Here is a 12,327-nt window from a genome sequence, read left to right on the forward strand (position 1 = left end):
TGAACTACTGATATTTACAACAACAAAGTCAGGAGACCTGCCTAATCGCTCTTTGTTGTGATTTGCTTTCATTCTTTGAACTACTGATATTTACAACAACAAATCAATCTATTTGCTGGCTCTGATTTGTTGTGATTTGCTTTCATTCTTTGAACTACTGATATTTACAACAACGCATAAAGTCGTTAAATGCTTCTTTGGATTGTTGTGATTTGCTTTCATTCTTTGAACTACTGATATTTACAACAACTATCAATCCAGAAGGAAAGACTGTTTATTCGTTGTGATTTGCTTTCATTCTTTGAACTACTGATATTTACAACAACGAACTTCGCTGATTACTACAGGGTTCGAATGTTGTGATTTGCTTTCATTCTTTGAACTACTGATATTTACAACAACCAACATACGCTATAGAATGTTGAGTCACAGGTTGTGATTTGCTTTCATTCTTTGAACTACTGATATTTACAACAACTAACGTAATTGTTACCAATCCTCTGTTTGTGTTGTGATTTGCTTTCATTCTTTGAACTACTGATATTTACAACAACTGTTTAAGTATCCTGATGTTTCCTTTTGATGTTGTGATTTGCTTTCATTCTTTGAACTACTGATATTTACAACAACCAATATAAGAGTTAACAACGTTAATAATAGGTTGTGATTTGCTTTCATTCTTTGAACTACTGATATTTACAACAACTTGGTTGGCAATCATCCACATAGGTATTAAGTTGTGATTTGCTTTCATTCTTTGAACTACTGATATTTACAACAACCACGCAATACCAACTCTTTTTGTTTGCTCTGTTGTGATTTGCTTTCATTCTTTGAACTACTGATATTTACAACAACATGTTGCGTATTAGGCTCATCAAGAAGTCTGTTGTGATTTGCTTTCATTCTTTGAACTACTGATATTTACAACAACTGTAACATCTTTATGTAAAAGCTTTACATCGTTGTGATTTGCTTTCATTCTTTGAACTACTGATATTTACAACAACTTTTATTTGCCTATCTAATGCTTGTTGTGTGTTGTGATTTGCTTTCATTCTTTGAACTACTGATATTTACAACAACGGTGGCGGAATTGGTAGACGCTGGGAGTGTGTTGTGATTTGCTTTCATTCTTTGAACTACTGATATTTACAACAACTCAGGGCTTATTGGTTTAACAGAGTCAAGCGTTGTGATTTGCTTTCATTCTTTGAACTACTGATATTTACAACAACCATTATGAGGCAAGTAGAGCGAGATTTGGTGTTGTGATTTGCTTTCATTCTTTGAACTACTGATATTTACAACAACGGTATATCATCTAAAACCTTGTATAACATTGTTGTGATTTGCTTTCATTCTTTGAACTACTGATATTTACAACAACGGTATATCATCTAAAACCTTGTATAACATTGTTGTGATTTGCTTTCATTCTTTGAACTACTGATATTTACAACAACGATTATCCTTTATGTATTTGTTCAATTAGTGTTGTGATTTGCTTTCATTCTTTGAACTACTGATATTTACAACAACAAAACTTTAGCAAATAGGTTTAAAAAAGGTGTTGTGATTTGCTTTCATTCTTTGAACTACTGATATTTACAACAACTATACATGAATACAACCCTATTGAAAGGTAGTTGTGATTTGCTTTCATTCTTTGAACTACTGATATTTACAACAACTTGATTGATGAGGTAAAAGAAAAAGGTTGTGTTGTGATTTGCTTTCATTCTTTGAACTACTGATATTTACAACAACTAAATTCTTAATTGTTACTTGCTGCGTAAGTTGTGATTTGCTTTCATTCTTTGAACTACTGATATTTACAACAACATGATTGACCTTGACCGGTAATTTCAATCCGTTGTGATTTGCTTTCATTCTTTGAACTACTGATATTTACAACAACCAGGCCCTTTAATTGCTGCAATGGAATAGTGTTGTGATTTGCTTTCATTCTTTGAACTACTGATATTTACAACAACAATGGCTTCTTCTACGGTACCATCTTTATGGTTGTGATTTGCTTTCATTCTTTGAACTACTGATATTTACAACAACACCAGTGCATAAGCTTGATGAGAGCATTTTGTTGTGATTTGCTTTCATTCTTTGAACTACTGATATTTACAACAACATAAAAACTCTTCTTCATTACTGGCGTTTCGTTGTGATTTGCTTTCATTCTTTGAACTACTGATATTTACAACAACTTCTAGGGAATTTATTTGAAGGTATCAAGTGTTGTGATTTGCTTTCATTCTTTGAACTACTGATATTTACAACAACCAAAATCATATAATATAACAGGCTTAGGCTGTTGTGATTTGCTTTCATTCTTTGAACTACTGATATTTACAACAACTAAAAGACATCGAAAACAAAATAGATAAAAGTTGTGATTTGCTTTCATTCTTTGAACTACTGATATTTACAACAACATCGAAGCGATGGACAAAATCTCTAAATCTGTTGTGATTTGCTTTCATTCTTTGAACTACTGATATTTACAACAACTGTCAATCTAAAAGCAGCATCCAAATCCCTGTTGTGATTTGCTTTCATTCTTTGAACTACTGATATTTACAACAACAAATCTGCTTTTGCTACAGGAGCACAAGCAGTTGTGATTTGCTTTCATTCTTTGAACTACTGATATTTACAACAACTATTTTCTGGGTTAACAAATAAAGAGTATAGTTGTGATTTGCTTTCATTCTTTGAACTACTGATATTTACAACAACTAAAGCCCTGGCATCTTCATTGGGTACATCGTTGTGATTTGCTTTCATTCTTTGAACTACTGATATTTACAACAACTAATTTTATATTGATTAATACATTTTAATTGTTGTGATTTGCTTTCATTCTTTGAACTACTGATATTTACAACAACAGCTTAATGAAAATGTAACAAAATCCTCGGTTGTGATTTGCTTTCATTCTTTGAACTACTGATATTTACAACAACCAATGGTTCTAAAACCTTTTTGCGGTAAGGGTTGTGATTTGCTTTCATTCTTTGAACTACTGATATTTACAACAACCGGTTTTCTTTTCAGAGTTAGACTGAATTTGTTGTGATTTGCTTTCATTCTTTGAACTACTGATATTTACAACAACTACACCCATACACAACCAAAATAAATGATAGTTGTGATTTGCTTTCATTCTTTGAACTACTGATATTTACAACAACTATCCGTTAAATCTACCCTACCACCTTTAAGTTGTGATTTGCTTTCATTCTTTGAACTACTGATATTTACAACAACGGTTACCGCTATTATGCGCCCACGCAATCCGTTGTGATTTGCTTTCATTCTTTGAACTACTGATATTTACAACAACTTAATCTATGGTTTTGAAACATTCTACATGTTGTGATTTGCTTTCATTCTTTGAACTACTGATATTTACAACAACTTCTTTCTTTAGCTCAGCTATTCTTTGTTTGTTGTGATTTGCTTTCATTCTTTGAACTACTGATATTTACAACAACTATCGTTCCTTATTTTCGATTTGTCCGAATGTTGTGATTTGCTTTCATTCTTTGAACTACTGATATTTACAACAACTGTAATTTGATTTTCTTCTATCTCAACTTTGTTGTGATTTGCTTTCATTCTTTGAACTACTGATATTTACAACAACGTAACCTTCTAAGCCGGCAAGATTGTTTCCGTTGTGATTTGCTTTCATTCTTTGAACTACTGATATTTACAACAACGCAACATTAGCTAATAACAAAGAAGAAGCTGTTGTGATTTGCTTTCATTCTTTGAACTACTGATATTTACAACAACCTTACTTTATCTAACCAGGCTATGGCAGCGGTTGTGATTTGCTTTCATTCTTTGAACTACTGATATTTACAACAACTTTTCCAGAGTTTAAATCATCAGATAGTGAGTTGTGATTTGCTTTCATTCTTTGAACTACTGATATTTACAACAACACTTTCTTTGGGTGTGCTGTATCTGGTGTAGTTGTGATTTGCTTTCATTCTTTGAACTACTGATATTTACAACAACTGCTAAAGGCAAGGAATTAACATCAACCTCGTTGTGATTTGCTTTCATTCTTTGAACTACTGATATTTACAACAACGTAAAAAAGCTTCGCATGCGGTGGCTATGGGTTGTGATTTGCTTTCATTCTTTGAACTACTGATATTTACAACAACAAAACCGCCTGAATTAGCATCGTAAACAGTGTTGTGATTTGCTTTCATTCTTTGAACTACTGATATTTACAACAACTCCAACTTTAAATGATGTGGCTACATATAGGTTGTGATTTGCTTTCATTCTTTGAACTACTGATATTTACAACAACAAATGTCAGTTGCACTTGCTCCACCTCCAGGTTGTGATTTGCTTTCATTCTTTGAACTACTGATATTTACAACAACACATGTCACCAAATTATGAACATATGGTGAGTTGTGATTTGCTTTCATTCTTTGAACTACTGATATTTACAACAACCTTATGCTGATAAGGCCCAATCGAATCTTGTTGTGATTTGCTTTCATTCTTTGAACTACTGATATTTACAACAACGTATGTTGAAGTAAGCGTTTTAACTATTGAGTTGTGATTTGCTTTCATTCTTTGAACTACTGATATTTACAACAACGCTGTCTATCTCTTTACCAAAGGCTGTGGCGTTGTGATTTGCTTTCATTCTTTGAACTACTGATATTTACAACAACAGAATGGACATTATTAAAAAATAATAATGAGTTGTGATTTGCTTTCATTCTTTGAACTACTGATATTTACAACAACTTTCAATTTGCATTTGCAATTTATCAGCAAGTTGTGATTTGCTTTCATTCTTTGAACTACTGATATTTACAACAACCTGAATACTTAACTAACACTAATTCAGATGGTTGTGATTTGCTTTCATTCTTTGAACTACTGATATTTACAACAACATCCGCCCTGGTTTGCAACTTCATCCCATTGTTGTGATTTGCTTTCATTCTTTGAACTACTGATATTTACAACAACACATTATCAGATTAAACTAGGTAAAGGATTGTTGTGATTTGCTTTCATTCTTTGAACTACTGATATTTACAACAACGTTAATAGTTGATGAAAGGGAGGCGGATATGTTGTGATTTGCTTTCATTCTTTGAACTACTGATATTTACAACAACAAATAGTGTTAATATTACTGCTTCCCACATGTTGTGATTTGCTTTCATTCTTTGAACTACTGATATTTACAACAACCTTTTATGACGCTAACACTGTTGTTTCTAAGTTGTGATTTGCTTTCATTCTTTGAACTACTGATATTTACAACAACAAAGTATAAAAGAGATGCCTATAGCTCTTGTTGTGATTTGCTTTCATTCTTTGAACTACTGATATTTACAACAACTGATTTTTCTATTCAGGCATCTCAAAATAGGTTGTGATTTGCTTTCATTCTTTGAACTACTGATATTTACAACAACAGTTTTACCCAAAGTATTATTGTATTGTTCGTTGTGATTTGCTTTCATTCTTTGAACTACTGATATTTACAACAACTTCCACAGGCTAAGCAAGTTTCATCCGCAAGTTGTGATTTGCTTTCATTCTTTGAACTACTGATATTTACAACAACTAGGCATGCCTTTACCCACACCCATATCTAGTTGTGATTTGCTTTCATTCTTTGAACTACTGATATTTACAACAACCCCAACCCAAGTATCACCATAGCCAAAAGCGTTGTGATTTGCTTTCATTCTTTGAACTACTGATATTTACAACAACCCTCGCTTAGTTGGTGGCGAAGAGATAGAGGTTGTGATTTGCTTTCATTCTTTGAACTACTGATATTTACAACAACGGATTTTCATTTACGTAATTGTTTTTTAGGGTTGTGATTTGCTTTCATTCTTTGAACTACTGATATTTACAACAACGCTGTTGTGAAAATGTCGGTGGCAATTACTGTTGTGATTTGCTTTCATTCTTTGAACTACTGATATTTACAACAACTTGTTATTTTGAAGTTGTCGAAGCCGTAGTGTTGTGATTTGCTTTCATTCTTTGAACTACTGATATTTACAACAACTTCTTTATTTCGGTTGTGTGTGGTTATGCCGTTGTGATTTGCTTTCATTCTTTGAACTACTGATATTTACAACAACGAAATTTCATCCCAAACAATATGATTTCCTGTTGTGATTTGCTTTCATTCTTTGAACTACTGATATTTACAACAACATACCTTGGTTTAAAAAATTGTAAATCAGTATTTTAAATGTAAAATCAGGAATAAAAAAATCCGGTCAGTTTATCTTCCGGATTTTTTTATGTTCAATTTTTTTCTTGCTATCAACTTGCTTTAAAATAATTCTAATTGCTGTGGGGTACTAGGTAGGTTCTTTTCTTCCTTACCGTAAAACAATTCCATCATTCCAAATTGCTTATCAGTAACGGTCATGATACCTATATGTCCTTTAGCTGGAAGTAGGTTTTTCACCCTTTTTATATGTACTTCCGCATTTTCTCGGCTACTACAATGCCGTAAATAAATAGAAAATTGAAACATAGTAAAGCCATCTCGCATGATGTCTTTTCTAAAGCGAGTATAAATCTGCCTTTCTTTTTTAGTCTCAGTAGGCAAATCAAAAAATACCAATATCCACAAAACGCGATATTGGTTTAAGCGCATTTCCTAAAAAGGTAATTCGGGCTCGTCTGTACTTTTTTTATTTCCATATTTTATGGTTTTTTCAGCGGCATAACTTATAGGGGTATCATCAATATTTTTTAGGTATCCTATTCTTTTGGCATCAAAATCTTTTATAATAGGGTAGTTAATTTTTCTTAAAGTGCCCTCATAGCATTTAGCTAATGATGCTGTAGTATACTGTAAGCCAACCATTAAGGGGCTTGTGCCTTTTTCAAAACTTACATCAACACTAGCAATGCTTAATAACTGAGATTTTATGGCGGTGTTTAATTCTAAGAAATTCTCACCATTATCTATAATTTTAAGTACAATTTTATCTACAAAAGGGCGGTAGGGCTCCATAATATCATCGGCCAAGCAATAAGCATTATATTTATTTCTATGATGTATTCCTAAAGTGGGTAACAGCCCCGAGGAGACTAAAGCTCTAGCTACAATAGCTCTTAAAATAGCATAACCATAGTTTAATAAATTATTAGGTGGGTCGCCATCTCTGCCCCTAAAGAAGTCTAATTTTTTAGGGAAAACGTTTCTCCAATAATAGGCTGCTGCTCGGCCTTCGTAATTATCAGGGTCGCCAGAGCGTACTGCTCTAGCCCAATGAATCATATTTTCGCAAGCTATTCCTCTTTCAAATAAAACTGCCGCCTGGTTTAAAATCTTAGCTTGTACTGTTTGCTGCCACAATTGTTTTTTTAAAGGTAATGAGGCATCTATTTGATATCTAAAACGCTCACTTTGCGTATCATGTCCATCCAAAGGGAGCAACATTCCTATAGGATGATGGCTTTTATCGCAAGTAATTACCGCTACTTTATTCTCTAATAAAGCAGCAATACTGGCATGTGTTATGGTTATTTGCTGATTGTCTAAAATAATAACACCTATATCTTCAATAGGTACCAATTTTACGGATTCTTCTGTTCCCAAAGTTTTTAAATGGGGGAGGTCTATCTGTAATTGCCTATCTTTTAAGTTGAGATAAGCCGGGTTACTGAAGTAGAGGGTTCTTTTAATCATAGGTCATTCATAGTGTTAGGATTTGATTTTCTATGTGGAGGTATTCTTTAAAGCAATCACGTTTTTCTTGATGATGATTTAAATAATCGGTAGTTGTACCAAATAACTCTGAACTTAATTTTGGCTGTTGACTATTTAAATGATGAAAAGATGACCATTCCCACTCTGTAAGCTCATTTGTAAAGCCATGTTTAATAGGATTGAGGTGAATATATAAAATAAGGTGGAATAAATAGTTTTGATCTTCAACCTCTTTTCTTTTAAAATTTTTCAGAAATAATGAACCTCGTCTCTGGTAAACCTTATTAAATGATTGGGTATAGGAGCTAAAAAAGTTGGCAAACTGTTTAGATAATAGGTAGGAAAGTTGGAGTTGTTTTTCTTCGGAACTTAGATTTTCCAAAGTTCTGAACTTTGGAAAATCTCGTTCTAATTCTTCTTCATCTTTTATACGCACCAACAGGTGGAAATGGTTAGGCATTAAACACCACGCAATTGTTTCTGCTATAGGGTCAATATGAATATGATACTTCGATAAGAAAAATGGATAATTCTTAGCTTCTCTAAATAAATTATCATCGCCGTTAGCATGGTTGTAAATGTGGTAATATTGATTAATTTGGAGATTTTCCATGATTTTTATTCTCCAATTTTTGTAATTTCACCTAAATGGTTCAAACGTACTTTTATTGGGTTCTTAGATAGAAATGCTCCAACACTTTTAAATAAGTAAAATCTTCTACTTTCTTTAGCGCCCAATGTTACCTTTAATTCAGAGTTTTTAGTCTCTAAATGATGTCTAAACCAGTATTGATTATCACCAATACTCCAAACTAAATACAAGTGTTTACTTAATAAGGACTTGTTGTTTTGTCGCATTGCTTCATCAAATTCTTCTTTTGATAATCCTAGTACAAACATTTCATTTTGTTGCATACTAAGTTGTAGCTCCAAATTATCAGCAGGAAGTTTATCTAAAAATGGTTGAGGTAATTCTTTGTTGATTAATTCATTCCAAAGAGTATTTGTATTTTTAATGATATAAGGAATTTTGAACTTCTTACGCTCTACTGCATGCCAAAAGGTACATAAGTGTTGTATATATTTACCTGTGTCATCCCTATATAAAGCTATATGATGATTGTTTCCAGTTTTTGCAAAACCAATTTCTTTGCCATTATCATCTTTTTTGATGGCTTCAACTGCGGAAAGACCTGTAAAACATCTAACTGTTAATATAGGTATTTTTTTATTTTCATTAAACCAGAGTGTATCTTTAAATGCTTCTTTTTCCTTACCATTGTGAGCATCTAATCTCTCTTGAACCAATTGCTTTACTTTTTCATCGATAATATATTTTACATCATCCTTTTTTAAATCTGTGATTTTATATTTAATCACAAATTCATCCTTATAACAATGAGAAGAAGTCAGTAATATAGTTTTGCCTAAGTCAAGGTAAATAGGAGACTTTTTTAAGGATTCAATAGACTTTTTGATGTCATTATTGAAATCAAGAAGTCTTTCTTTCACTTTTATTTTAATGAGTGGTTCAGCAATCAGATTTGGGTTTTCAAAGAGATACTTAATAGGATATTTAATTAATGTACCTGTCTTGAAATCCTTAGAGATAGTTTTAATTTTTCCATAAACAAACTGTTCATGCAAAGCACCTCTTGGCACAATCACACCTGTTTTTTTATTTTCGCCTACAGCTTTATATCTGCTGATAGTTGCTACTTTTTTTCCTGCTTTAAAAGATACTAAAATCTTGTCTGCTTCATGTTCAATTTCTTCAGTTGAGAAAGGCTTTTTCTCTACTAAATAATTTTCTAGTAATGTTAATCGTTCGTTGTAAACAATTCTATCTTCTTCCAATTCTTTTCTCATTCCATCTTTTACATCGCTACTACTCAGCGTATTTATGCGTTGTATAAAGCCTTGTTGAGTACAAGCTATAACTAGGGCATCTATTGCATGATGGCGATGGTCATCTCTTTTTGTCCAAATTTCTTTGTCGATAATTTCTTTAGTATGCTTTCTATTGCCATGATCACTAGTCCAAGTCTCCAACTTTGTTTGGTTTGCATATTTAAATCTTTCAAATTGTAAGTTCATTAATACATCTTCCCAACCCCAAAGTTGTCGTAGTTTTGCAGTAACATTTCCCTCTGTGCTCGTCACATTATGGCAAACTTTTCCTAATATTTCTTTTGCTTTTCTAGCAATGTAAGCTGTTTCACGTAATTGTCTGTCAATAAAGTTTTCCCACAACCTTTTATCAGCTTCTGTTTCTTTACCGACTTTCTTACGTTCTTGATATTCTTCAAATGAAACTTTTAAACGTTGCATTTTTCCGTAAGAAATTATTCCTCGTTTAAACCAATCATCTACTCTGGTAACATAAGCGTTTAACGCTTCATTCCCTTTTTTAGCAATATAGTCGTAAGCTGTATTGTTTGTTTTGGTAGCGTTACAACTTCTATGCACCAGTACTTTATTAGTTTGCGAATCATCAAACAATAATGCTTTTGGTACTATATGATCTACATCGAAGTTATCTCCACTTAGTGCTTCGGTCAGATTGAATGTTTCACCACAATAAATACATTGATTTGCAACTTGGGCTTCTTTCCAGTTTTTATCCTTTGCCGGAAAAATAAACTTATATTTTTGAATGTAGCGTTTGGTTGTCGGTAGTCCAAGTTCAGTAAGTTTAGTTGCGACTAATTCATTAAGTTTTTTATTAAAACCATTTAGCTTATCAGCGTCTTCTCGCTCATCTTTACTTTGTTTTAATTCTCTAGCAAGCTCAACTCTAATCTCCTCAGGTTTTCCATATTTCTGGATAATTGCATTTACTACATTTATCATTTGGTTAAGAATTTTTTCTACTACTGGTTGTCGCAAGCTGTTTTTAGCCAATAATTGCAAAGGCTCATCTGAAATATTTTTTGATTTTTCTTCTTTAGTAAATTTTCTATTATAACCAGCAAAACTTTCAGCATCAGATTGGTTGTAACCTAACATTAAATAAGGTAACATTTTTCGCATTGCTTTATTAGATTTATTCCCAAATGCTGGCTTGTTAAAATCAATTTTAGAAAGTCTTTCTGCAATTTCTTCTTCAAAGTTAAAACGCTTCATTAAGGCATTTTTGCACTCATCTAACTCTTTTATAGAATAAATTGTATGCCATAATTGATACAAAGGTTCTTGTTCTAAAGCTGAACTTAATTCTATGCTATCTCCCTCGTCTAAAATTTCACCAGTTTTTTTATCTAATAAAATAGCTAAATGTTTTGATGGTACAGTATGAATATCAAATTTTAGATGTTCACTATTACCTATGATTTTATGAATAGCTGAAAAGGTTATATTGCCTTGAATACCTTTTAATATCTGTTTATTGGCATAAACCTGTTCTTTTTTGAGCCCTAAAATTTTAAGTAATTCTACGAAACTTAAATTTTCATTTTCTAGCAGATAATCTGCAATTGTTTGTTTTTCTTCAATAGTAGGTATTCTATCGCCCCACTTATATTTACTTCCTTCTGGATTTTTAATTTTTAGTGAAATGTTATTCACAACTTCCCATATTTTGCAGAGTTGAAATAATGGAGATGTTCTTGGGGCAACTTTTGGTCCTGTAAATATGGTTTTATTTTGTTGTGTTTTTTCATCAAAATAAGTAGTTTCAAAACCTTCGAATTCACAAACGTTTACTAAGCCCTTTTGTGATTTTAGCTTACGTTGGTAGTAGATGATTTCATTACGTAATGAGTGAATGACATCATCAGTTAAAAATGAGTGTTTAGGTTTTTGTGTATTAATTATAGCATCAAATTCTTCGATATAGGCTTCCCTAGGATAGACCTTTTCTTTAACTCTAAAATAAGTATTATTTTGATTTGCTGCAGATAATTCATTATAGAAGTATTGCCCTAAAGTTTGGTTTTGTTCTTTTAATAATTTATATCTTCCCTTTACTTCTGCCACATAATCAGTGTCTTTTTTGTCTGCATTAGCTTCACTTCTTGCTGATTTATATCCTCTTTTTTGGTTGAGCATATAAAGTATTCTACCTAATTGTTTAGGAGTTATATTTTCAATGTCAGAAACCGCATCACTTCTTAGTTTCCATAAATCGAGAGTGGGTAATTTCATTAATTCTTCGGTAGGGAAGATGTCAAGTTTCTCTAAAATCTTTTTCAGACTATATTTAAAATTATCAGATTTTTTTAGTTGTTTTCTATCATAACCTTTTCTTTGAGTCCTAGCTGTAGTTCTATCTTTATTTTTTGATATAGCTTGTCCTTTTTGAAATTGGTCTCTATCGTTTGAATACAAAGGAATTATTCGTGAACCCATTGCAATTATTTTAATCGGAACATTATTATCATCCACTTTGATAATTGCCCAACCAATAGAATTGGTCCCTAAATCAAGGCCTAATATATGTTTTGTCATAGTAGTTAATAAATTGTCTTGCTAAATATATAAATATTTTTTTTACAGTTTATGTTTTTCCGTATTTGTAATTTAAAAATAAATTATACCTTTGATTTTGAAAGCAAATCACAATA

4 protein-coding genes and 1 CRISPR repeat array (1 of these 5 only partly in view) are annotated in these 12,327 nt (G+C 32.0%); all 4 genes read right to left on the reverse strand.

All coding sequences use genetic code 11. The annotated features are described in order from the left end of the window. Positions 1-6,249: direct repeats of the CRISPR family, unit length 46 nt; unit sequence GTTGTGATTTGCTTTCATTCTTTGAACTACTGATATTTACAACAAC (it extends 4,200 nt beyond the left edge of the window). A gap of 121 nt (positions 6,250-6,370) precedes the next feature. The 4 genes from cas2 to cas9 are packed head-to-tail and all read right to left on the reverse strand — an operon-like array spanning position 6,371 to position 12,211. Next, positions 6,371-6,700 carry a CRISPR-associated endonuclease Cas2 gene (gene cas2, locus GJJ64_RS03450; RefSeq protein WP_039454440.1) on the reverse strand — a complete coding sequence of 110 codons (330 nt, stop codon included), beginning with the start codon at positions 6,698-6,700 and terminating at the stop codon, positions 6,371-6,373. Positions 6,701-6,703: 3 nt separating this feature from the next. Next, positions 6,704-7,741, reverse strand: a complete 1,038-nt coding sequence (gene cas1, locus GJJ64_RS03455) for a type II CRISPR-associated endonuclease Cas1 (protein ID WP_154286353.1) — start codon at positions 7,739-7,741, stop codon at positions 6,704-6,706. A gap of 7 nt (positions 7,742-7,748) precedes the next feature. Next, the gene (locus tag GJJ64_RS03460) at positions 7,749-8,375 is read right to left on the reverse strand and encodes a transposase (RefSeq protein WP_154286354.1); all 627 of its coding nucleotides are present in this window, start codon (positions 8,373-8,375) and stop codon (positions 7,749-7,751) included. A 5-nt stretch (positions 8,376-8,380) separates the two neighbouring features. Beyond that, positions 8,381-12,211, reverse strand: coding sequence for a type II CRISPR RNA-guided endonuclease Cas9 (cas9, locus tag GJJ64_RS03465; RefSeq protein WP_154286355.1), 3,831 nt, complete (start codon positions 12,209-12,211; stop codon positions 8,381-8,383). Positions 12,212-12,327 lie beyond the last annotated feature (116 nt).

Origin of the sequence: Pedobacter puniceum, assembly GCF_009674685.1 — a bacterium.
Lineage (GTDB): Bacteria > Bacteroidota > Bacteroidia > Sphingobacteriales > Sphingobacteriaceae > Pseudopedobacter > Pseudopedobacter puniceum.